Annotated in this window: 21 protein-coding genes and 1 tRNA gene; 12 read left to right on the top strand and 10 right to left on the bottom strand. The window is 58.2% G+C overall.

What is annotated here, in order from left to right; all coding sequences use genetic code 11:
• Positions 1–46: 46 nt before the first annotated feature.
• The 4 genes from ACFWEM_RS24905 to ACFWEM_RS24890 all read right to left on the bottom strand — a co-directional run bounded on the left by ACFWEM_RS24905 (position 47) and on the right by ACFWEM_RS24890 (position 5407).
• Complete coding sequence (locus ACFWEM_RS24905) at positions 47–466, bottom strand: acyl-CoA thioesterase (RefSeq protein ID WP_378537962.1); 420 nt, start codon at positions 464–466, stop codon at positions 47–49.
• Positions 467–470: 4 nt separating this feature from the next.
• Entirely contained in the window at positions 471–2150 is a 1680-nt protein-coding gene (ettA, locus tag ACFWEM_RS24900) for an energy-dependent translational throttle protein EttA (RefSeq protein WP_007730925.1), read from the bottom strand.
• A gap of 166 nt (positions 2151–2316) precedes the next feature.
• Positions 2317–3495 carry an acyl-CoA dehydrogenase family protein gene (locus ACFWEM_RS24895; RefSeq protein ID WP_378537959.1) on the bottom strand — a complete coding sequence of 393 codons (1179 nt, stop codon included), beginning with the start codon at positions 3493–3495 and terminating at the stop codon, positions 2317–2319.
• Positions 3496–3589: 94 nt separating this feature from the next.
• Positions 3590–5407 (bottom strand): ABC transporter ATP-binding protein, encoded by a 1818-nt coding sequence (locus tag ACFWEM_RS24890; protein WP_378538540.1) that lies wholly within the window; start codon positions 5405–5407, stop codon positions 3590–3592.
• A 105-nt stretch (positions 5408–5512) separates the two neighbouring features.
• On the opposite strand from ACFWEM_RS24890, the gene ACFWEM_RS24885 reads away from it, so the two are divergent.
• The gene (locus tag ACFWEM_RS24885) at positions 5513–5974 is read left to right on the top strand and encodes a MarR family winged helix-turn-helix transcriptional regulator (RefSeq protein WP_378537956.1); all 462 of its coding nucleotides are present in this window, start codon (positions 5513–5515) and stop codon (positions 5972–5974) included.
• Between the two features lie 4 nt (positions 5975–5978).
• Here the strand turns inward: ACFWEM_RS24885 and ssb are convergent, their stop codons facing one another.
• Positions 5979–6401: a single-stranded DNA-binding protein gene (gene ssb / locus ACFWEM_RS24880; RefSeq protein ID WP_378537952.1), complete on the bottom strand. Its 423-nt coding sequence runs from the start codon at positions 6399–6401 to the stop codon at positions 5979–5981.
• Positions 6402–6583: 182 nt separating this feature from the next.
• The gene (locus ACFWEM_RS24875) at positions 6584–8719 is read right to left on the bottom strand and encodes a cytochrome c oxidase assembly protein (protein WP_378537949.1); all 2136 of its coding nucleotides are present in this window, start codon (positions 8717–8719) and stop codon (positions 6584–6586) included.
• A 97-nt stretch (positions 8720–8816) separates the two neighbouring features.
• Between ACFWEM_RS24875 and ACFWEM_RS24870 the strand changes: the two genes are divergently transcribed.
• Positions 8817–8892 (top strand) — tRNA-Arg (locus ACFWEM_RS24870).
• Between the two features lie 609 nt (positions 8893–9501).
• Here the strand turns inward: ACFWEM_RS24870 and ACFWEM_RS24865 are convergent.
• Positions 9502–9687, bottom strand: coding sequence for a hypothetical protein (locus ACFWEM_RS24865; protein ID WP_378537943.1), 186 nt, complete (start codon positions 9685–9687; stop codon positions 9502–9504).
• A 362-nt stretch (positions 9688–10049) separates the two neighbouring features.
• Between ACFWEM_RS24865 and ACFWEM_RS24860 the strand changes: the two genes are divergently transcribed.
• The 7 genes from ACFWEM_RS24860 (at position 10050) to ACFWEM_RS24830 (ending at position 16286) form a co-directional block, all read left to right on the top strand.
• Positions 10050–10301: a site-specific integrase gene (locus ACFWEM_RS24860; protein ID WP_378538537.1), complete on the top strand. Its 252-nt coding sequence runs from the start codon at positions 10050–10052 to the stop codon at positions 10299–10301.
• Between the two features lie 72 nt (positions 10302–10373).
• Entirely contained in the window at positions 10374–11324 is a 951-nt protein-coding gene (locus ACFWEM_RS24855) for a hypothetical protein (RefSeq protein WP_378537940.1), read from the top strand.
• Positions 11325–11369: 45 nt separating this feature from the next.
• Complete coding sequence (gene pgeF / locus ACFWEM_RS24850) at positions 11370–12053, top strand: peptidoglycan editing factor PgeF (RefSeq protein WP_378537926.1); 684 nt, start codon at positions 11370–11372, stop codon at positions 12051–12053.
• A 42-nt stretch (positions 12054–12095) separates the two neighbouring features.
• The gene (locus tag ACFWEM_RS24845; protein ID WP_378537923.1) at positions 12096–12620 is read left to right on the top strand and encodes a hypothetical protein; all 525 of its coding nucleotides are present in this window, start codon (positions 12096–12098) and stop codon (positions 12618–12620) included.
• A 207-nt stretch (positions 12621–12827) separates the two neighbouring features.
• Entirely contained in the window at positions 12828–13286 is a 459-nt protein-coding gene (locus ACFWEM_RS24840; protein ID WP_378537918.1) for a hypothetical protein, read from the top strand.
• Positions 13287–13460: 174 nt separating this feature from the next.
• A complete protein-coding gene (locus tag ACFWEM_RS24835; RefSeq protein ID WP_378537916.1) occupies positions 13461–13676 on the top strand; it encodes a helix-turn-helix domain-containing protein in 216 nt (71 codons plus the stop codon).
• A 174-nt stretch (positions 13677–13850) separates the two neighbouring features.
• Positions 13851–16286 (top strand): AAA family ATPase, encoded by a 2436-nt coding sequence (locus ACFWEM_RS24830; protein WP_378537913.1) that lies wholly within the window; start codon positions 13851–13853, stop codon positions 16284–16286.
• Positions 16287–16803: 517 nt separating this feature from the next.
• On the opposite strand, the gene ACFWEM_RS24825 is transcribed toward ACFWEM_RS24830, so the two are convergent.
• Positions 16804–17340: a hypothetical protein gene (locus ACFWEM_RS24825; RefSeq protein ID WP_378537911.1), complete on the bottom strand. Its 537-nt coding sequence runs from the start codon at positions 17338–17340 to the stop codon at positions 16804–16806.
• A 115-nt stretch (positions 17341–17455) separates the two neighbouring features.
• Between ACFWEM_RS24825 and ACFWEM_RS24820 the strand changes: the two genes are divergently transcribed.
• The gene (locus tag ACFWEM_RS24820) at positions 17456–17614 is read left to right on the top strand and encodes a hypothetical protein (RefSeq protein WP_378537909.1); all 159 of its coding nucleotides are present in this window, start codon (positions 17456–17458) and stop codon (positions 17612–17614) included.
• Between the two features lie 15 nt (positions 17615–17629).
• Here ACFWEM_RS24820 and ACFWEM_RS24815 read toward each other — a convergent pair whose 3' ends face one another.
• Positions 17630–17914 carry a putative quinol monooxygenase gene (locus ACFWEM_RS24815; RefSeq protein WP_378537907.1) on the bottom strand — a complete coding sequence of 95 codons (285 nt, stop codon included), beginning with the start codon at positions 17912–17914 and terminating at the stop codon, positions 17630–17632.
• Between the two features lie 210 nt (positions 17915–18124).
• On the opposite strand from ACFWEM_RS24815, the gene ACFWEM_RS24810 reads away from it, so the two are divergent.
• Positions 18125–20302, top strand: coding sequence for a glutamine synthetase III (locus tag ACFWEM_RS24810; RefSeq protein ID WP_378537904.1), 2178 nt, complete (start codon positions 18125–18127; stop codon positions 20300–20302).
• A gap of 85 nt (positions 20303–20387) precedes the next feature.
• On the opposite strand, the gene ACFWEM_RS24805 is transcribed toward ACFWEM_RS24810, so the two are convergent.
• Positions 20388–21722 (bottom strand): DUF4185 domain-containing protein, encoded by a 1335-nt coding sequence (locus tag ACFWEM_RS24805; protein WP_378538534.1) that lies wholly within the window; start codon positions 21720–21722, stop codon positions 20388–20390.
• Between the two features lie 266 nt (positions 21723–21988).
• Between ACFWEM_RS24805 and gdhA the strand changes: the two genes are divergently transcribed.
• Entirely contained in the window at positions 21989–23332 is a 1344-nt protein-coding gene (gdhA, locus tag ACFWEM_RS24800; protein ID WP_317556274.1) for an NADP-specific glutamate dehydrogenase, read from the top strand.

The following is a 23332-nucleotide window of genomic DNA, read 5'->3' as shown; positions in this document are numbered from 1 at the left end:
GACTAGCCGCGGCAACCAACACCTAGGGTGAACTGAGAAACGAAATCTACGATGTCGTCATCTGAACAAGCGATGCTTCGAGCACCGCGCGTTCGCTGTCCGCCAGCGGTCTGGACTTTTCGGACACCGTGTCGAATCCGACCATCAACGCGTCGCCGAATGCGCATTCGACACCCGCTTTGTCACGGATGATGTGACGAACCGTGAACGAGGAAGTCCCGACGTGAGTCGTGAAGATCTCCACGTTCAAGGGACCGGACCGATCGGTGACCGGCCTGAGGAACTCGATGGTCATCTTTCGAACCACGAGGTATCCCGGCCGGCCGCCGAGCGGCGCCAGTTTCGCTTCCAGGAACTGGATGCGAGCTTCCTGCATGTACTCGACGTAACGCGTGTTGTTGACGTGACCCAACCGGTCGGAATCGCCCCACCGGACCTGGATCTGCGCTGTGTATACGTCGGACACGGGATCAGTCCCTGGTGAGCTTGCGGTGAGTGACGCGGTGCGGGCGCGCGGCGTCGGGGCCGAGTCGCTCGACCTTGTTCGCCTCGTAGCCCTCGAAGTTGCCCTCGTACCAGTACCAGGCTGCCTCGTTGTCGCCGAAGCCACCTTCCCACGCGAGGATGTGGGTACAGGTGCGGTCCAGGAACCAGCGATCGTGCGAAATCACGACGGCGCAGCCGGGGAACTCTTCGAGAGCGTTCTCCAGCGAGCCGAGGGTTTCGACGTCGAGGTCGTTGGTGGGCTCATCGAGCAGGATCAGGTTGCCGCCCTGCTTGAGCGTCATCGCCAGGTTCAGGCGGTTGCGCTCACCACCGGAGAGGACGCCGGCCGGCTTCTGCTGATCGTGGCCCTTGAAACCGAACGAGCTGATGTACGCGCGCGACGGGAACTCGGTCTGGCCGACGACGATGAAATCGAGCCCGTCGGAGACTGTTTCCCAGACCGTCTTCTTGGGGTCGATGCCGGAACGGTTCTGGTCGACGTAGCTCAGCTTGACCGTCTGACCGATCTTGACCTCACCGGCATCAGGCTCTTCGAGACCGACGATGGTCTTGAACAGCGTCGTCTTACCCACACCGTTGGGGCCGATGACGCCGACAATTCCGTTGCGCGGCAACGTGAACGAGAGGTCCTTGATCAGAACGCGACCGTCGAAGCCCTTGTCGAGGTTCGAGACCTCCACGACCACGTCACCCAGACGCGGCGGTGCCGGGATCTGGATCTCGTCGAAGTCGAGCTTGCGGGTCTTCTCGGCTTCGTTCGCCATTTCTTCATAGCGATCGAGACGAGCCTTGTTCTTGGCCTGACGGGCCTTGGCGCCGGAACGAACCCAGGCGAGTTCGTCCTTGAGGCGCTTCTGCAGCTTCTGATCCTTCTTGCCGGCAACTTCGAGGCGTGCAGCCTTCTGCTCCAGGTAGGTGGAGTAGTTGCCCTCGTACGGGTACAGGCGTCCGCGGTCGACTTCACAGATCCACTGTGCGACGTGATCGAGGAAGTAACGATCGTGGGTCACGGCGAGGATTGCGCCGGGGTAAGCAGCGAGGTGCTGCTCGAGCCACAGGACCGATTCTGCGTCGAGGTGGTTGGTGGGCTCATCGAGGAGCAGGAGATCGGGCTTGCTCAGCAGCAGCTTGCAGAGTGCAACGCGTCGCTTCTCACCACCGGAGAGGTGGGTGACCATCTCTTCCGGCGGGGGGCAGCGCAGAGCGTCCATAGCCTGCTCGAGCTGCGAGTCGATCTCCCACGCGTCTGCGTGATCGAGCTTCTCCTGCAGTTCGCCCATCTCTTCCATGAGCTCGTCGGAGTAATCCGTGGCCATCAGCTCGGCGATCTCGTTGTACCGCTTGAGCTGGACCATCGTCTCACCGAGGCCGTCCTCGACGTTCTCGCGAACGGTCTTGGTCTCGTCGAGCTCCGGCTCCTGCATGAGGATGCCGACGGTCGCGCCCGGAGCCAGGAAGGCCTCGCCGTTGCCCGGCTGGTCCAGTCCGGCCATGATCTTGAGGATGCTGGATTTACCAGCGCCGTTCGGTCCGACGACACCGATCTTCGCGCCGGGGTAAAAGCTCATCGTGACGTCATCGAGGATGACCTTGTCACCGTGCGCCTTGCGCACCTTCTTCATCGTGTAAATGAACTCAGCCATGACCGCCAGCCTATCGGTGTTTGTCCTATAACCCACATTGCGCGTTGGCGCTCACACCGATGCGGGTTCTGCGGACAGTCCGAGGTCATCGACCAGATTCACCGACATGCTCATCGACCCCCACGAAAACCGCGATGGGGACACCTCCGGGCGTCCCCAGGACGGCTCAGATCATTGCCCGGTGGATGCCCTTCGGCTCGCCACCGAGCTGCGAGAGCGTCGACGCATGGAAAATGGAACCGGGCACATGAATCGCATGCGCCAGACCGGCATGAGCATCACGCCAGAACCGCTGCATCGGCGTGCTCAACTGCAAAGCCCCACCACCGGAACGAGCAAAGATCTCATCCACCGCCCGCACCGCACGCCACGCAGCAGCAGTCTGCGTACGCCGACCGATCGCACGAAGCTCGAACGAAACCTCCTGCCCCATCTCCGTCATGTCCCAGAAACGATCCACCGTCTCCAAAATCGCAGCCCGAGAAGCAGCGATCTCGGCCGCCGCCTCACCGATCGCGAACAGCACATACGGATCTTCCTTGATCGGAACACCACTGACCGTCACCCGCTCACGCTGCGCCGCCATGTTGCACGCCAACGCACCCTCCGCGATACCGATCAACGACGAGGTGATCCCCAACGGGAAAATGCACGAGAACGGGAACTTGTACAACGTCTCCGTACGACCCGCTTCCTTCCACGCCGTCCCATCGAAAACCTTTCCCGCATCAAGAGTGCGGTAGGTCGGCAGGAACGCGTCCTTGACGATCAGATCCTTCGAACCGGTTCCGCGCAGCCCGACGACATTCCAGCTGTCCTGGTCGATGCCGTAATCGGAGCGCGGCAACAGCACGTGCAGAATCTTCGGCGGCATCAGCGGCTTACCGGACTCGTCACCGACCATCGCACCGATCATGATCCAGTCACAATGATCGGTACCGGACGAGAACGACCAACGACCGTTGAGGATGTAGCCCCCCTCGACCGGCCTCGCAACACCCATCGGCGCATACGGCGACGCCATCCACGTATCGGGATCGGTTCCCCACACCTCTTCCTGAGCCTTGCGGTCGAAGAACGCAAGCTCCCACGGATGAACACCGACAATGCCGCTGACCCAGCCGGTAGCACCGTCCATCGCACCGATAGCCATTGCCGTCTCGGCAAATTCACGCGGATGCGCCTCGAGCCCACCGAACTCCTTCGGCTGCAACATCCGAATGACACCGGAGGCGCGCAGTCGCTTCGCGCTGCCGTCCGTCAAGCGCATCAGCTTGTCGCCCTCGACTCCGTCGGCGCGGATCTCGTCGGCAAACTGAGAGATGTTGTCCAGAACCTGACCCATGATCTTTCCGCCTCCACTGATAGCCGACCAACGACTACTAAAGTAGAACACGTTCTAGAAATTTGCGGAAGTGAATGCTCGACATTTCTTGCACTCAGACGGTTTGCAGTTCCGACGGGAGTTCGACTGCGTCGCTACCCGAGGCCGCAAGAAGCTGCGCGTACCGCCCGCCTTGTTGGACCAGTTCGTCGTGAGTTCCCTTTTCCACAACCACGCCCTGGTCGAGGACGGCAATGAGATCCGCATCTCGAACCGTGGAGAGTCGGTGCGCTACAACAAGAGTGGTGCGTCCGACCATCAGCTCGTCGAGGGCGTCCTGCAGCGCACGTTCGGTGCGATTGTCCAAGGCGCTCGTCGCCTCGTCGAGGACGAGGATCGGCGGATTCCGCAGAACTGTGCGCGCGATCGCGATGCGCTGTTTCTCACCACCGGAGAATCGGTAGCCGCGCTCGCCGACCATGGTGTCGTAACCATCGTCGAGACCGGAGATGAACTCGTGGATCTGCGCGATGCGTGCTGCCTGCTCGATCTCGGCGTCGGTGGCGTCGGGTTTCGCGAACCGGAGGTTCTCACGAATCGTCGTGTGGAAGAGGTACGTCTCCTGCGACACCACACCCACCAGGTCGGAGACCGTCGCCAGATCGAGGTCCCGCAGATCGACGTCGTCGATCCTCACCGATCCCGCCGTCGGGTCGTACAGACGTGCGGCCAAATATCCGAGAGTGGTCTTTCCCGAGCCGGTAGAACCGACCAGCGCCAAGGTTCCGCCCGCCGGGACCGTGAGGTCGATGTTGTCGAGAGTCTTGCTGTCGGTTCCCGGGTACGAGAAGTCGACGTGGTCGAACCGAAGTTCACCGGACATCTTCGCGCGGTCGAAACTCTTCGACTCCTCCGGATCCGCGATGTCGATCGGCAGATCCAGGTACTCGAACACGCGGCTGAACAGTGCCATCGAACTCTGCACCTCGACGCCCGTGTTGAGCAGCATCATGGTGGGGCGGAACAATTGGGTTTGCAGCGTGGTGAAGGCAACGAGGGTGCCGACGGTGATGGTGTTGCCGTGATCGAGAGTGAAACCGGCAAACCAGTAGACCAGTGCGGGCATGGCCGCGAAGGTGATCGACATGGTCGCCATGCGCCACTTGCCGGCCATCATGGCCCGGAGTTCGACGTCTGCGACTTCCGCTGACCGCTCGGTGAATCGATCCGTCAGAGCCGACTTCGCGCCGGTCGTCTTGCCGAGGAGAATGCCACTGACGGAAAGTGATTCCTCTACCTGGACCGACAGATCACTGAGCAGCTTCTGCCGCTTGCCTGAGATCTTTCGACGCTCGTCACCGATCTTGCGTGCGATACGGATGAACACCGGCAAGATCGCCAGCGAGAAGATGGCGAGTCGCCAATCCAGAAGGAACAGAGCAACAATCGTGGCCGCCACTGTCGTTGCGTTCTGCGCGATGGACGTTGCCGTATTGGTGACCACCGACTGCATACCGCCGATGTCGTTGGCAATGCGCGACTGAACTTCTCCGGTTCGGGTTCGAGCGAAGAACCCGAGGGACTGATTCTGCAGGTGCGAGTAGACCCGCACGCGGAGTTGGTGCATCAGTTTCTGGCCGATGCTGTTGGACATCCAGGTTTGCGCCACGCCGAGACAGCTCGTGATCACGGCAATGGCGATCATGCCGATGGCAAGAATGCTGACAAGTCCGAGGTTCTTGTCCGGAATCGCCTTGTCGAGCATTTCGCGTAGGAGCAGCGGACTACCCAACGCGACGATCGCGCTGAGTGTGATGACCGCGGTGACGATGGCGATCTGAGTTCGATACGGCGCGAACAGTCCGAGTACGCGCTTTGCCGGTACAGATTCCGCCGGAGTGATCTCGACAGCGGTTCGTTCGATGTTTCGCATGTGATCTGGTTTCACGTTTACCTCCTGGAGGCTTTCTCACCCTAGTTTCATATTGATGAGGTTACCTCACTATGAGGCTGACACCAACAACGCTAGACTGGCGCCATGCATTCCCGAGAGCGCGAACTCACCGATGTCGTGATGTCCGTGGCACGGCTCATCCGCCGACGCCAGGTGGCAGCGCTGGAACCATTCGGCCTCTCGCCGTCACAAAGCCGAGCGCTGCGAGTGCTGACCCGAGTGGGCGAACCGGTTCGACTCGGTTTTCTTGCCGAGCGATTGCGCATAGTTCCGCGGTCGGCGACCGACGTCGTGGATTCCCTCCAAGATGCCGGATGGGTGCGCCGCACTCCCGACCCGAACGATCGGCGAGCAGTGCTGCTCGAGTTGACCGACGCCGGCGCTGCCCTGGCTGCGGACGTCGCGAAAGCTCAGCGACGCGAGTCCTCGGATGTGTTCGACGACCTCGACGAGTCGGAGCGAGCAACTCTCACAGAACTCCTCGAGCGAGTGGACGCGGGGCACGATTGCTCTCGGCCCCGCGACTGCCCGAAACCCTCGGTCTGAGTCCTCACGCAGCGACAGTGTCGACCGCATCCTCCGTGTTCTCCGTGTTCTCCGCCGACGTCGGCTTGCTCTGACGCTCGATCTTCGAGATGCAACGAGCAAGGTCGGCGCCTACTGCCGTCGCCCGCAGCTCGAGATCGGAACGAGGCACACCCTCCTTGGTCGTGTACTCGTTGGTGCGCAACTCCCCCGCCACCATTACCGGATCACCCTTCATGATCGAAGCGCCGACGCCGGTGACCAACCGTCGCCAGCAGCTGACCGTGAGATACAGGGTCGCTCCGTCCGTCCACTCCCCCGTCACAGCGTCTTTGCGACGTGTGTTGCTCGCCATCCGAAAGCTCAGCACCTCTTCACCATTGGTGGTCTGCCGCTTCACCGGATTGGTGATGACGGTTCCGACAACGGTTGCATGCGTTTCGTACATGTCCGATCCCCCTTCGAACTCCAGAACCCGCCAACTGCCACGGGGCCGATCATTGCGTCGGCAGCTTCGATTGTGGAACGGCAAAGGCCGTAGAGCGAGAGATCGATTTCGACCTGTGTACAGGCGGGACAACTGTGGAGAAACAGCACTGCCCGGACCGAATGGCCCGGGCAGTGTCGGAGCTAAGTGCTAGTGGAGGATTCGTCGGATTCCTTCTCGCTGGGCGCCCCGTCGGCAGTGTCCTCGCCGGCAGTCTCCGCATCAGCAGCCTCACGGGGTTTCCACCCTTCGCGGTCTCGCCTGGCCAATTCGGCGAACATCGCGTTGTGTGCGGCGAGGTCGGCGTCGTGGTCGCGTTCAGCCGCGCGGTCGGTTCGGCGCGCCGTCCTGCCGTCACTGCGCGACCACTGAACCAGAAGCGCGAGCATGACAACCATGAGCGGGATCTCGCCGGTCGCCCAGGCGATACTGCCGCCCAACTGCTGATCGCCGATCAGGTCGTCGTTCCAGCCCAGGCCGAGCGAACGGAAGTACGCACCGCCCATCACAGCGGTGGTGCTCATCAATGCCACACCGAAGAACGCGTGGAACGGAAGTGAACCGAAGACCATCGCCAGCTTGGTCACCGGCTGCAATTGACGCGGTGACGGGTCGATTCCGATCGCCACCCAGTAGAAGAGATAGCCGCTGAGGATGAAGTGCAGATTCATCAGCAGGTGAGCACTGTGCGAGTCGACGGTAGCGCCGTAGATTCCGCCGAGGTAGAGCGCGTAGAAGCCGCCGACAAAGAGAACTGCCGCCACGATCGGGTGGGTGATGAATCGCGAGAACGGGCTGTGCAGCGCGGTCAGAATCCACTCGCGAATGCCGGGCACGCCGTCCTTGCCTGCCGGATCCAGGGCCCGCAGAGCCAACGTGATCGGCGCACCCAGAACCAGCAGGACTGGGCCCAACATCGACAGCGCCATGTGCGCACCCATGTGAACACTGAAGACTGCCGGCGCGTACTTGCCGACGCCCGAAGACGTGGCGATCAGGAGCACCGCACAACCGCTCATCCAGGCGATGGTTCGGCCGACAGGCCAGGAATCCCCACGCTTGGCCAGCTTGCGCAGGCCGATTCCGTACAGAATCGCCGCGGCGATCGCGGCGGTGCCGAACATGAGGTCGAATCGCCAGTCCGTCACGAAGGCCATGAACGACGGCGGGTCCGGAAGGTTGTAACCGAGTTCGACCTCGGGAATCGAGGGAATCGACAGCGGCGGGGGCGGCGGGGTACGACCGAGGCCGATCGCGAGACCGATGGTCGCCGCCATCACGATGCCTTCAGCGCCGGCAAATCGAATCAGGGCAGAGCGACTCTTCGGATTCTCCGCCAGCGCCGGTAGCGCCCGACTCCGCTGAGCCCAACCGAAGAACCCGAGGATGATCAGTGCAACCGTTTTCGCGACGATCAATCGCCCATACGTCGTGGTGAACACGTCGTCGAGAGGCAGACGGACAATCGCGTTGATGACGCCGCTGAATCCCATGACGACGAAGCAGATGGATGCGACCGTCGAAAAGCGTCGGGCTGCTACGTCGGTGTAATCGCCGCCGCGGCGCGCGTGTGCCAGTAGCGCGAACAACCCGCCGGCCCAGAGCGAAGCCGCCACGAGGTGCAGGATCAGGCTGTTGGTAGCGATGTCATGCGAGCCGCCCGAAGACGAGTGACCGGTGAGAGCAAGCGGCATCAGTCCGAGGAGACCGACCAGCAGCAGCAGCGGGGTCCACCACCAGCGCAGTGTCAGTCGGGCCAGGATCGCCAGAACAACCGCGATGATCGCCGTCCAGCGCCAGGCGCCGGCGATCTCGACCTGATCGAGTCCCGACCAGAGGTTCGCCGGTTTGATCGCTTCGGCAAACGGCTGACCCGACGTGTCAGAGAGCGTCAGAGGCACCATCATGAACGAACAGATCGCCCACACGATCGCGGCGTGCGACGCGGTTCGGACTGCTCGATAACCGTCGACGTCGAGGACGCCCGACTTCTGCGGCGGCACGAAGAACGCGGCCAGCAGCAGTGACCCGATCGCGATGACCGCGGCGATCTCCCCCAGTGCCCGCATCGCGGGCAGGCCGTACGTGGTGATCGGGCCTGGATCCGGGATGCCCAGAAGAGTCAGTGCCTGCGACGCGGAGAATCCCACCACAATGGCTGCGGTGAGCCCTGCGATGAGTCCACTGACCACGAATATGGCGGTCGAAGAAGCGGGTGCACCGCTGTGCGGAGTGGACTCCGGTGGGGAATCTGTCGGCGCGAGGTCGGGTGTAGCCATACCTCAAGGGTAGGACCTTCGCGAACCGACTACGACAACGCGTCGGAGTTGGGCGGCGCGCGTCACATCCCGAACGCTCGAGTATGATGTTCCACGCGCCTCCGTAGCTCAGGGGATAGAGCAAGAGCCTTCTAATCTCTTGGTCGCAGGTTCGAATCCTGCCGGGGGCACCAAGGTAGCCAATTTCAAACCTACGACACGAGTCGCAAGTTTTTTGTTTGTTCGTTTCGGCACTTCGGTCAAGGGCGTTTCGGGCAGGGCACCGGTGGCGTTCGCGCTGGTCGCCAAGGTCTTGGCGCGACTGCGGGCAGCGTCCGGCAGCTCACCACCAACGAGCGTCTTGAACGGATCGGCAAGATCAACGCGGACAGTATCTTCGTCGATATAGATTTTGGTGAAGAAGGCTTGATTGATATAGATTTTGGTGAAGAAGGCTTGATTGAACAGGCGCCGCACCTGCTGGCCTTCCGGTGAGCTACCAGCATGCCGGTAGCCCGACGCGCAGTTGACTGCGTAGTTGAGGGCCTGTCGTAGTGATGTCTCGAAGGCATCGAACTGCGTCCCGGATATTTCAAGTCGTTGTTCGATCCCCGCCAGGCTGCGCGCTATCCGGTCCTGCTCCTCCTTAAGGAGCTCGACCGGTATAGCCAGCATAGTGAGCCTGGAGGAGCCGCATCCGCTCACTTTGCAATCGTTCCTTCTGAGTGCCCAGGGTGCGACGCTCGATGTCTGCCATTGCGCGGTCTGACCCTTATCAGCCATTCCGAAAGGCACAGCGGTGCTCACGTCCGGAAACCATTCACTTCACGCCACACGAACATGGCATATGCGTCGACAATGCGATTCAAACGGTTCGTTGCGGTGGGATCACCGTCGGCCTGAAATGCGGCCTCACGGCTGAGCATGGCGGTCGTCTGCATACCAAGAGCCGCGACCATCCCGGCCGCCTGGACGCGGGTGCCGGCCACGAGGCCGCGGGCAACCCTCGCGGTTCTGCGATCTCGAAAGCGCTTTACCCTCGGCGCGTGTGAAAGTCTCGGGGATCTGACTGGCCGAAAGCGACCGGTTGCTACGGGAAGAAATCTGAGACATGGACTGCTCTTTCTGTCGAAACGGATCGCGGTTGCGAACCATGGATGTGACAGGAATGACCGTATCCGCGCAGATCAGAGGAAGAAAAGCATGAGCGTGATAGCACTAGCCGGATCATGCAACCAATAGAGTGGAGCAATGAGCGACGAGTTTTACCCCGAGAACCTGATGCCGATGGCGTCCCAGCTGGAGGTTCGATACCGCCGCTTCTCCGAGCTCCGGGAGCAGGTACTACTCGATTACGGATAACACCGCACGTGCCTACTGGAGCGACCTCGACAGCATCTGTATCTGGGCACTTGAACGCAATAAGGACCCACTGGACCTGACCGAAAAGGAGATCCGGCAATACGTCGCGCTGCTGCGACGACGGAGGTACAACGAGAACACTATCCGAAGGCGAATCACGGCGCTCCGGAAGCTCTACGCAGTCGCCACAAGACAGATTAGCGCGGCTGCGAGTGTCATTATTCCGGCACGCGACTCCTGAAGTCTCAGGTATATTCACCAAGCGATAGCCGCAGCGATACAAGCCCGCTTACGTCAGGAGCTATATTGTCAAGTGCAAACCGTTATTGCTTTTGAGTTCGCGTCTGTATCACAGGATTTTTGGATAAATATCTCGGCAGGATTTACTCAAACCTTATTGATTCTTATCATCAGCTTTTTGTGGCGATTCCTGTCGGATCACTTAAAGGGTCGAGGTCCGAGCAAGTTCCTCCTTAATCGGAGGAATTTCATTGTAACCTCAGTATTTTCGATCATTCTACCAATCCTGATCGCGGTCGCTCTTTTTCCGGCATTTCGCGTCCCGCAAATATTGGCAGGGTTGACCATTTGTACTCTATTGATAGTTTTAGTTCTTATTTCGGTTGAACTCAATAGTTTCTGGAAAGCCGGATTTACTCACGTACAGTCTAAGATCCCGAAAGATACCTACCGAACTGCGCTTCGAAAAACAACTAGCGAGTTCCTTATAATCGGAACAAATGCATACAATTTTGCATCACTGCCGGAATTTGCAGAGATGGTGCGGCGAGTCAGAGAATGCTCTGGAAAGATTCAGATAGTGATGGCCCATCCCGATTCTATTGCCTTAAGGGAAGCGGCCCGATTGCGTAGTTGCCGCGAAGACTTGTACAGAGACCAAGCCCGGTTTTCCCTTGGCGTACTCCTCAATCTAAGAGAACAGCTGAGTACGCAGATTGAGATTCGCCTGTATGAATCTCAATCTGTAGGAGAATTGCCAATATTTCGATCTATGTTTGTTGACAACAAGGAATGCATTACCTCAATTGCGGTCTATGGCCGAATCGATCACGGGCGCAGCTTGCCTCAAATAATTGCAGGTGGGCGTGACGGAACTCGCCGTCCAATGTATAATGCGTTGCATAGATACTATGTCGATTTCTATAACAAAAGTAGCGCCCCAAGCCTTTCGTTCGAAAATCAATGCAAATTAATGAGAATGACGATGGTTTCATCCGGCACAGTCCATCAGTTGGAGGCATAAATTAAACTAGATGAAATAGAGACCCTGCAGCCCGACTGGGAGTGGATGCAAAATGTTCACGTTTACTCTACTTTAGCTACCGGCACCTCTGGGGTTCAAACTTACGAGGGTGGTGGCACCGCTGCCGAAAAGTCGCGAAAGATATTAGAAGAATCATTGCAACGTCGCGGCGTAACGTCATATTGGTTAAAAACATGCCATGGGTCATCGGTGGTAAAGATTCCTCCTATGCCTCATGAAGAGATGGCTGATGCAGCGATATCTAAAAAGCTTGGCGTGGCATGCATCTTGACCTCGGCTGACTGCATGCCAGTGGTCTGTGTCGATGAGGATCAAACCTGCATCGGCATTGCTCATTCAGGTTGGCGAGGGTTAGCAAATGGAGTTATACAAAACTTTGTGAGCGAATTCGATATGAATCCACATAGACTGCATGTATGGATAGGGCCCTCGATTTCGAAGCATGACTACGAAGTCGGTCAGGAAGTTTTTGATTCCATAATTGAAAATGGCGACAAGTTCAGTTCATTCTTTGAAGAGACTAGAAACGGGCACTATCTGGCAGACCTTAAGGGGGTTGCGAGGCAACAGCTGGTCGAAGCTGGGGTTGTAGAGTCAAGAGTTTTGATTGAGAATGTCTCGACATTCTCCAACCCCTCCTTCCACTCTACTCGTAGAGACGGGCGTAGTGCCGGTCGGATGGCGACGATCGCGTGGATTGACAGATAGCATTTCAATTGACCGTCCTATGTGCGATAATAGTGATATCGCATGAGAAAAGAACACCTACTAGATCGGATCTATCGCCTCAAACTTATCCTCACTGGGATCGCTTTTGTTGCTATGGGTTTGTTCGCTTCTGCTCTTAGCGATTGGCTCGCGTCACAAAATATGGCCAATGCACTGGTTGCTCTAGTTCGTGGGCTCTCGGACGTTCTCCTAGTCACTGGTGCGATCGGCATTGCGATCGACTTCTTCACGGGACGAGACAAGGATGCCGCTGACACTGAGCGAACCAGACGCGTACTCAAAGATCTGACGCCCGACTTCGTCGATGCCGTGATAGACGGCTTTAGGGTTAACAAGAAGGAACTACAGCGGGTTGCGACTCCCGAACTTCTGGATGAGATTGCGACCAACGTCTTATCGCTTCGGCTCGGCGATGATGAGTTCGCACGGGAGATCTACGAAGACATCCGTGACCAGGCTATTCGAACACCAGAGCGCTGGCACGACGTCAAGGTGAACGTACGACTCTCTATTGCATTAGAAACGTACGACTCTCTATTGCATTAGAAACGTACGACTCTCTATTGCATTAGAAACGTACGACTCTCTATTGCATTAGAGAGGACGGCCGAAGGCCGTCCTCTTCTCGACGCCCTGATCGAATGGGAGTACACCACCACCCCAAGTCATCCGACAGCACGATTTGCGTGTGTCTCAGATCTCGATGAATTCCACGAACTTATCGAGGACGCACCTGCCACGTCTACCTGGTTCATGACTCCTCGTCCAGGATTCGATGCTTCATCTCGGGACGCATTCGAGTTGGTTGCCTTCAGCATCGGCGGCAAAGCTCGCAAAATCCGACGAAGCGGACGTAGGAGCGGCCAGATCTACTCGGCCGCTATCGGTGATGACGTCGTTCGCGATGCCCGTCCTGTTCGCATTCGCCACGCTTACCGCGCGATCGTCGATCCCGCGAACCATCGGCTGTTCCTCGCTATCGCACAACCCGCCCGAAACGTCTCGCTGGAAGTCGACTACTCGAACACTGATATTGCGCGCATGAGCGTTTCCGACCTCGTTCCGAGTCGACGCCGTCCGTACGTGAGTCAGCTCCCCGCCGGTACCGGGAGGGAGCTGACAATTGAGGTGCCGGGATGGGTTCAAGCCGGCGTTGGGTTCACTTTCGTTTGGACACTCGACTCCGAAGAGCAACTGCGCGCCCTGAATTGACCCGTACGCGCGCCAACCCCGCTGCTTAAGGCCCCGTTGGTTGGACTCGTAGCCCCAGGATCCACCGCTCATAGCATTCCCTCTCCTCAGTGCACCGGACACTCCAGTGACTCCGAATGCAACTTATAAGTGTGTAGACCTTCAAGTAGCAACCCGGAAGCGTTACGGGTTGTTATGGAAGGTGAGCTGCCGAAGGTCGTGGGGCGCAATTTGCGCCGGTACCGGCAAGAGCGCGGCTATAGCCAAGAAGCGTTTGCCGAGGTAATGGGTGTCCATCGGACCTACATGGGCGGCGTCGAGCGCGGTGAGCGAAACCTGACGCTGCAGACACTGGAGAGAATGGCAGATATCCTCAACGTTGAGCCACTGAGCCTACTTACTGAGGGCTAACCCGTCAGACGAAAACTGCTTGTTCTGAGCTACGCACTATGTGACCCGCCTTCGACGAGCTTCGGCGCGGTGCACACCAATCGTAGATCCTGATTCACAGCGCATCTCATTCTATGACACTCAATCTGAGTCTGTCGGTAGAGTGGGTTACAGTTTCGTCATCGCAGAGGTTGAATGTGCATTTCCAACGAAACTGGTTCTTTTCTGCTCTCGAAGGGATTGAAGATGCGCCTGTCGCGCGTTCACACACGGTTCTTCAGATCGTTCAACTACGACTACGAACTGAGGGCGAAAGAGAATTCCCAGCCTCGGAGTTGGGAAGATGGAAACCCTGCGTGGTATCCATTCGTTCGTGTCGACCTCGATCCAGAAATCACCGCGATCGTAGGTGCGAACGAGGCGGGAAAGACACAGCTTCTCGACGCCATCGAAGCCGCACTGACGGGGAGTCCTATCAGACGAGCTGACCTCTGTCGTTACAGTGACGTGTACTCAGTCATGTCGGGAAGTGTTCGTTCTCCCGAATTCGGAGCGACGATCGTTCCGGACGAATCAGATGATCTGTCTTTCATTCCGGATGTTGATCGAACCCGAGAATTCAGTTTGTATAGACCCGGTGACTACCCGCCTTTCATCGTTCAGAATTCCGAACGGATTGATCTGGATCAATCCCAGGTCGCGGACCTTACATCAATGCTTCCAAAGATCCATCGCCTCAAAACTAACCTTGCGATACCTGCCAGCGTTTCTATCGCTGAACTGATTGGCGAACCTCGCATGCCGCTGCACGATCGAGCAGCGCGCACCGGGCTGATAGCACGTCTGATAGGGCTCGGCGCAGAAGCAACACCGGAGGCTGCGGGTTCGGCAGTGTTGCCCTCGCTAGTTGTTGGAAGTGGCGCTACGAATGAGGAGGCTGAACGACAGCGTCGCGCTGAATTCGAGCTTGCTCGTCAGCTGCTGGTGGATACGGCCCGAATTGATCCCAGGATATTTCGAGAGCTACGGGACGCGATCGACTCCGGACGTGAAGGTGAAGTCGAAGCCCTAGTTGGCGGTATGAACGACGCAATTCGACAGAATCTCAACATACAGCGCTGGTGGTCGCAAGATCGCGACTTCGATCTCATGGTTGAAGCCCGTGAATACGAGCTCGCCTTCACAATTCGAGATCGTACGGCCGCAAGATATTCTTTCGACGAACGTAGTCAAGGTCTGAGATTCTTCTTAAGCTACTTTGTCCAATTAACCGCCCACAGAATTAACAATACCAAACCTGATATACTTCTTCTCGACGAGCCCGATGCATTTCTTTCAAGCACCGGCCAATCAGACTTATTGAGAATCCTACATGACTACGCATTACCCGAAGACGGTGGGCCACGAAGTCAGGTGATATACGTGACACACTCTCCATTTCTTGTGGACAAGAATGCTCCACATCGAATTCGAGTGCTAGATAAAGGGTCAGATCGCGAAGGCACACGAGTGGTGCGCGATGCAGCTAACAACCGCTACGAACCGCTTCGGTCTTCCTTAGGTTCTTACGTAGCAGAGACTGCATTTATCGGAGGGCAGAACTTATTCGTCGAAGGCCAGGCTGATCAGATCCTGCTTGCAGGAATATCTTCGTGGCTCGTCCGTAAAAATGGCACGACAGTTGGAGCGCTCGACCTCAATAAAGTCACGATCGTGGCGTCGGGAGGTGCAGATTCTGTTCCTTACATGGTTTACCTTGCACGTGGACGCGATTCAGTTAAGCCACCCTGCGTTGCACTTCTAGACGGAGATTCTTCGGGCCGAAATGCCGAGAAGGTATTAAAGAAAGGTGAGGCACGGAAGAAGCGCATACTGAAAGATGAATATATTATACGCCTAGATACTTGGGGAAGGGAATCGGATCTAGCATTAGGTAACCAGATTAACGTGATGGAAATTGAAGATCTAATTCCAATCCAAGTGGCGCACCATGCTGCATTGAATTATTTAGCAAGGTTTTCCGATCTATCGACTTTGGATGTTTCCCAATTTACACCTCTCTCTATTGAGTCCCGCCTTATCGAATCGGATGGAAATGTGTGGGAGGCTTTGAAGTCTGACTATATCGATTGCTTTCCCGATGAACATATCGAAAAGGCGGGATTCGCCAGGGAAGTTGTCTCACTACTATCGAACTCCGATTCTGTCGGCGGCCTCAATGAGCTAGCTACGAATTTCACATCACTTCTTAGCTACTTAAGCTCTGTTCTAGACACCGCCGCCTCCGAGGAGGCTCGCGATCTTGACGAAGACAGATTGACGAGGGCTATTGAAATCTTCAAATCCGATCACAAAAATGGTATGAGAAAATTCGAGGCCGTCAAACTTCTGAAGGATATCAATTCCGCCCTGGAATCAACCGAGTACGGCGAGACGATGTCTATTCGAATTGGAAGAATATCGCGCGAGTTCGAATTAGCTGATATATCAAATCCGAATGTCCCTAATTTCGAGAATTTCAGAGATGCAATAATTTCGCTCCAATCGCACAGGCGCCTTGCATATCAGGACGATACCTTGCGGGATCCTGCGGCAGAATTCATCAAGCCTACCAATGGGGAGAACATCTGATGGCCCTCAGGTACGACAGTCTCGATGACGAATCGCGGAAGCACATGCTGAGCGAGCTGGAGACCGATATGAATATCGGCTCGCTCTATCTGAGCGATCGCCTAAGCGTTGAGGGCAAGGCTGTCTGGCCACTTTTACTCAAACAAGCCCTCACTGCCGGTACAGATCGCACCCTTGAAATCGATATTTCTCATCCTAGTAAGTGGATTGATTTCGAACGGGGGATTCGGAACGGAGTACCCTACCGAAGGAAACTGCCGACCAACGCGCCAACTACACTGGCAGAAGGCGAATTTAATCACTTCTACCTACGCGGAATTTGCATTAGAGGGATCGAGCTTGGTCTGAATATTGAGATTTACAGAGGCCGTCAATCCTCGAACCCACGCCCCGAATCATATGCACTGATCGGTGCAATCCTTGATCCAATTCAGATGCTCGCTGACTTGAGGTGTCGTGGTGAAGCTCCAACTACCCTGAGGATGCCCTCGCCGAATTCTGGTCTGACCGGAAGAATTCAGGAACTCCCGGCGGCCGCCTCCTCATCGTCGACCCAGTAGAAATCGACAGTTTCATTCCAAAGCTCTAGATCTGCGGCCGAGAACAGATGCTGGTTCACTTCGGTCACCAGGTATCCGAGTTCTTTGAAGGCCATCAGATAGGCCGGGTTTATGTCAGTGCCGCTGATGTTCTCGATCATCTGGTCTATGTCAGCGTCGATCGTGGCTTGGGTCAGTTCCTGCGGTGTGCCGCTGTTCGGATCAAAGAGTAGCGGGTCATCTGGACCGGGCTCCCGGCCAAACTTCTCGATGAAGGCCTCGCGCTGCTCGCGAAAAGCCTGTTGAAGTTCTTCAGCACCGACGGTTTGATCAGTCCATGACAACTTTCGCCCCGTGGACGTCGCCGTTTGCTGTATGAACCGTGGATCACCCGACCTCTCGACGACCAGGCGAGTGTGACGCTCCCTTGCCGCCTCCTGCTCTGCGAGGCGGCGTTGCCGGTTCATCACTTTGCGGGCACGCTTGTTTGGTGGTGGTTTCTTCTTCGATGCCATAGCTCACTTTGACAGATATGAGTCGAGCAACAATGCAGATGATATCGATGCGGGTTCCACAGCGGACCGAAACCTAGCCCACAAATTGCGTGCCGCCCGCAGTAATCTGCCTCGCATGAAGAAGGCACTTCTGAAGACCCTGACGTCACTCGTCCGGACCGTTGGAATCCTGGCACTCGCGGTCGTCGTTGTATCCGCCATCGAGCGGTTCACCGGCGCACACCAGCCGAGTACCGGTCCCGCGTCGTTGACTGGGCCCGACCAATCGCTCTAGTTGCTGACTCCGCCGTTACAGAACCTTCGTGAAGATCTGGGCCGGCGCTGCTGTCTCTAGCTGGTCCAGCGCCGCGACCAACCTGACGAAGTGCTCGGTATGGGTGTGGGCGTCGAGGTGCTCTTGCGATTCCCACTCCTCTGCAAGGACTAGTTCACACGGATTGTCGGTGCGCTGCAATAACTCGTAGTTGATGCAGCCGAGTTCTTTTCGGGTCTCGGTGACAAGTTCGTCGTACAACCGAAGCACTTCCGCGAGATCGCCCTGCTCCACCGTGGTTGGCACCAAAACCCTGATCACAAAGATTCTCCGATTCGACTGTCCCGCGTTGACCCCTCCGCTCGAAGTCTGCCGTAGACCTCCGACAGATCGACATTTCCGTTGTGACTCGAAGTTTGCGGACAGGCGCAATATCTACGAAACACCCCCGATACCGGAGGTTCGTAGGGTTTGCCGAAGTCGGGCTCGCAATCAGCAGCGCAGCCCTGGGCCCGGGCGAGGGGTAAGCACATGAGTGGAAATGCAGTTCGCTTGCAAGCGATCAAGGACGTCGAGGCCTACACACCTCCGGTGGTCAGTTTCACGACCGAGGAAACGCCCGGTCAAGTGTTCGGCGCCAACGTCTTCAACAAGGTGGTCATGCAGAAGCGACTGCCCAAGCTCGTCTACAAGTCGGTAATGGCGACCATCGAACAAGGCAAGCCGCTCGATCCCATGGTCGCCGACGCAGTCGCGTCCGCGATGAAGGACTGGGCACTGGAGAAGGGCGCGACCCACTACGCCCACGTCTTCTATCCGCTGACGGGTTTGACGGCCGAGAAGCACGACAGCTTCCTCGAACCGGTCGGTGACGGCAGCGCGTTGGCGGAGTTCGCCGGCAAGACCTTGATCCAAGGTGAACCAGACGCTTCGAGTTTCCCGAACGGCGGACTGCGCAACACGTTCGAGGCTCGCGGATACACCGGCTGGGATGTCACCAGCCCGGCCTACGTTCTCGAAAACCCTAACGGCAACACACTGTGTATCCCGACCGTGTTCGTCTCGATGACCGGCGAGGCGCTCGACCACAAGACTCCCCTGCTGCGTTCCCAGCAGGCAATGGGCTACCACGCCGAACGAATCCTGAAGTTGTTCGGCCACACCGACCCCGAGCACATCGTGTCGTTCTGTGGTCCCGAGCAGGAGTACTTCCTGATCGATCGCCACTTCTTCCTCGCCCGCCCTGACCTCCTCAACGCCGGCCGAACACTCTTCGGCGCAAAGCCGCCCAAGGGCCAGGAGTTCGACGACCACTACTTCGGGGCGATTCCGGAACGTGTGCTCGGATTCATGATGGATACCGAGCGTGAACTGTTCAAACTTGGTATACCTGCCAAGACGCGGCACAACGAGGTTGCGCCCGGTCAGTTCGAGATCGCCCCGATGTTCGAGCGCGGGAACATTGCCGCCGACCACCAGCAGTTGCTGATGACCACCTTCAAAACCATCGCCAAGAAGCACGGCATGGAGTGTCTCTTCCACGAGAAGCCGTTCGAAGGTGTCAACGGCTCCGGCAAGCACGTGAACTTCTCGCTGGGCAACTCCGAACTCGGCAGTTTGCTTGTCCCTGGCGACAATCCGCATGACAATGCCCAGTTCCTGGTCTTCTGCGCCGCTGTCATCCGGGCCGTCCACAAGTACGCGGGACTCCTCCGCGCTTCGGTCGCATCGGCCACCAACGATCACCGTCTCGGCGCCAACGAGGCTCCCCCGGCGATCATCTCGATCTTCCTCGGCGATCAGCTTGCCGACGTCTTCGAGCAGATTGCCAAGGGTGCGGCGACGTCGTCGAAGGACAAGGGCACCATGATGATCGGCGCCGACACCCTTCCTGTCCTGCCGACCGATCCGGGCGACCGCAACCGCACCAGCCCATTTGCCTTCACCGGCAACCGTTTCGAGTTCCGCGCGCCGGGATCGATGCAAACAGTCAACGGTCCGATGGTCACCATCAACACGATCATGGCCGAGGCTCTCGACTACATGGCCACCGAACTGGAGGCGGCAGTCGCCGACGGCGCCGATTTCGACACCGCCGTCCAGAATCTGCTCACCGAAATCATCACCAACCACGGTGCGGTTGTCTTCAACGGCGACGGCTACTCCGAGAACTGGCAGATCGAGGCCGAGTCTCGCGGCCTGCCGAATCTTCGCACGACGCTGGACGCTCTGCCAGAACTGATCACCGAGTCCTCGATGGAACTCTTCGAGAAGTACAAGGTTTTCAACCACCGAGAGATGCACAGCCGCTACGAGGTCGGACTCGAACAGTACGCACTGAGCATCGGCGTCGAGGCACGCCTGGCCGCCGAAATCGGTACGACGCTTATCCTTCCGGCGGCAGTGCGCCACCAGACGGAAGTTGCTCAAAACTTCGTCGCTCTGAAGTCCGCCGGCCTCGAACCGGATTCTGCTCCACTCGAAGAAGTGTCGGCGCCAGTTGCGGCCCTGCGAACTGCGCTCGCTGCCCTGCGCGCCGCCATCGACGCCGACGCCGGCGAGTCACCATTCGACCAGGCCAAGCACGCACAGGACTCACTCCTGCCCGCAATGGCCGAGGTTCGCGTCGCTGCCGACTTCCTCGAAACCATCGTCGCCGACGATCACTGGCCACTCCCGACGTATCAGGAAATGCTCTTCATTCTCTGATCATCACCCAAATATCAGTGCCCACAGAAACTATGGCCTGCAACTCGATCGAGTTGCAGGCCATAGTTGTCGAACGTTGTTCGGGCTAGCGGTCTTCCGGCATGGTGACTTCGAGGACGCGAGCCTCACCGGTGGTTGCGGGGTCCGGTCGATCGCGCGAATCCGACGACGCCATCTGGAGTCCGTTCAAATCGGTCCGCATGTAGATGACGTTGTAACGGTCCCACGTGGTGGCGACGAATTCGAGGAACTGTCCGCTCGCCCAGGGGTGCATGAATCCGCCGTACAACGCGGGCAACGTGATTCCGCTCAACAGGGTCTGCGTACCGCTCCACGGGCCTTGCGGTTGGTCGGCCTGACGGATCACCAGATTACCCTCGGCACTGGTGTACATGGCAACGTACTTGTTCAGGTAGTCGTTCCACTGCACTGCGAGTTCACTGACCGGTGCCTTGATGACCTGAACGGCATCGGTATCGCGCGGACTCCAACCGGAGCCGTCCCAGTACTCGTAGGCGCCGAGGTTTCTGATGTCGGCGCCGGAAACTCGCGCCAGGATCGCCTTACCGAAACGACCTGAGGGAGTTCCGTATTCGTAAATGTAGCCGTCGCGTCCGTCGAGGAAGGCGCTCTGCTGGAAGTTGGAATTGATCGGCGATACTGCCGGAATCCCCGGAATGCCGAGTCCTTCGGTATTGGCGCGAACTGTCGCCGGATCGAGTTCCCAATTCTCACCGTTGTCCGTGGAGGAAGCCAGAGCCGAGTAGTTGGTGGTCCAAGCTCCGGGTTCGTCCCACGACCGAACGGACATGAATCTGATGTACTGCACACCACCGTAAGAGATTCCAGCGGTCGGGATGGTGGTGAACTCACCCGGAATGCCGAATCCCGGAATGATCTCCTTGGAATGATTGGGGCCGTCCAGCGGAGAACTGTCGATCTTCATACCGTCGGCGATGGCGGTGTCGTTGCTGCGGAACAACACGTTGCTGCGCCAGTCGTCACCCGGGATGTCGCAGTCGCCCACTGTATCGCCGAAGGCCATCAACACGTCGTGATCCGGCCCCGAAAGGCCGTTGTCCCACATGATTCCGAGGTCGGTTCCCGACACGTTGAACCGCTCGATGGTGTTGTTGGGACTGCCTGGGCCAGTGACCATTTCTATCGCCTTGGTCCGGCCGGTCAGCACCGGTAGAGCGCCGTTGGGGGCGCCGGTGATCCAGGGCAACGCGTTGGCGAGGGATCCCGTACCAGCTGAACCATTGTCGAGTGATCCGGTCAGCGAGCCGAGCGAACCTGTCATCGATCCGGCGGAACCGCTTCCTCCCGAACCACACGGTCCACCGATCGCCGAAGCAGACGGCGCCCCGGCAATCGTCGCGGCAATCGTGACAACGCCTATCGACAACATCGCCGACATGGAGTGTTTCGTACGCACATGCAGCCTCTCTGATCGTTCACGCTCGGACCACAGGGCACAGTGATCCCCCGACTGCAGAAGCAAACCATTTGGACTGTGTTAAGAGAGTGAAAGCTGAGCAAATTGTTATAAAACGCCCGTTCAACTGACACAAGTGACAGCTGTGTCCGATTTCACCTTCACAGGACAGTTGTCCGATACAGCAATAAAGGCGCCTAGTATGTAACGGAAATGTAAAAGAGTTCTCACAACGAGGTAGGTGAGCGGTGTCCGTACGTGACCGCGTAGCGCAGATTTACGATCAGGTTTTGGTTCGCAATGCAGGAGAGCCCGAGTTCCATCAGGCCGCCGCAGAGGTCTTCGAGTCTCTTCACGTAGTGCTCGAACGCCACCCCCGCTACGCCGACGCCGGACTCATCGAGCGGCTCTGCGAGCCGGAACGCCAGATCATCTTCCGCGTGCCGTGGACCGACGACCAGGGCAACGTTCACGTCAACCGTGGCTTCCGCGTGCAGTACAACAGTGCACTCGGCCCCTACAAGGGCGGCCTGCGTTTCCACCCCAGCGTCAACCTGGGCATCGTGAAGTTCCTCGGCTTCGAGCAGATCTTCAAGAACTCCCTCACCGGCCTGCCTATCGGCGGCGGCAAGGGTGGCTCCGACTTCGATCCCAAGGGCTGCTCGGACGCAGAGGTCATGCGCTTCTGTCAGTCCTTCATGACCGAACTGCAGCGGCACATCGGTGAATACACCGACGTCCCGGCCGGCGACATCGGAGTCGGCGGTCGCGAAATCGGCTACCTGTTCGGCCAGTACAAGCGGCTGACCAACACGTACGAGTCGGGCGTCCTCACCGGCAAGGGCATCACCTGGGGCGGATCGCAGGTTCGCACCGAGGCCACCGGCTACGGCGTCGCGTACTTCGTCGCCGAAATGCTCAAGGCGAAGGGTGAAGGCCTCGAAGGCAAGAACGTCGTGATCTCCGGATCCGGCAATGTCGCCATCTACGCCATCCAGAAGATCCACCAGCTCGGCGGCGTCGCAATCGCATGCTCGGATTCCTCGGGATACATCGTGGACAAGAAGGGCATTGATCTCGACCTCCTCAAGGAGATCAAGGAAGTTCGCCGCGGCCGCATCAGCGAGTACGCAGACGCCGTTCCGCACGCCGAGTTCATCGCCGACGGGTCCATCTGGGACGTGCCGTGCGACGTCGCACTCCCCTGCGCGACTCAGAACGAACTCGACGAAGATGCCGCAAAGACCTTGATTGCCAACGGCGTTCAGGCCGTTGCCGAAGGCGCGAACATGCCCACCACCCCCGGCGGCATCCAGCTCTTCCGTGACGCGAACGTGGCCTTCGCCCCCGGCAAGGCAGCCAACGCCGGTGGCGTTGCAACCTCTGCTCTCGAAATGCAGCAGAACGCTTCGCGTGATTCCTGGAGCTTCGAGTACACCGACGAGCGCCTTGCCGGAATCATGCGCGGTATCCACAAGCGCACCATCAACACCGCTGCCGAGTACGGCAAGCCGGGCGACTACGTTCACGGCGCCAATATCGCCGGCTTCGTGAAGGTCGCCGACGCCATGATTTCGCTGGGCGTCATCTAG

This window comes from Rhodococcus sp. NPDC060176, assembly GCF_042728675.1.
Taxonomy (GTDB): Bacteria; Actinomycetota; Actinomycetes; order Mycobacteriales; family Mycobacteriaceae; genus Rhodococcus_F.
Note: the sequence above shows the minus strand (reverse complement) of the source record. Positions and strands in the feature narration are given on the sequence as shown.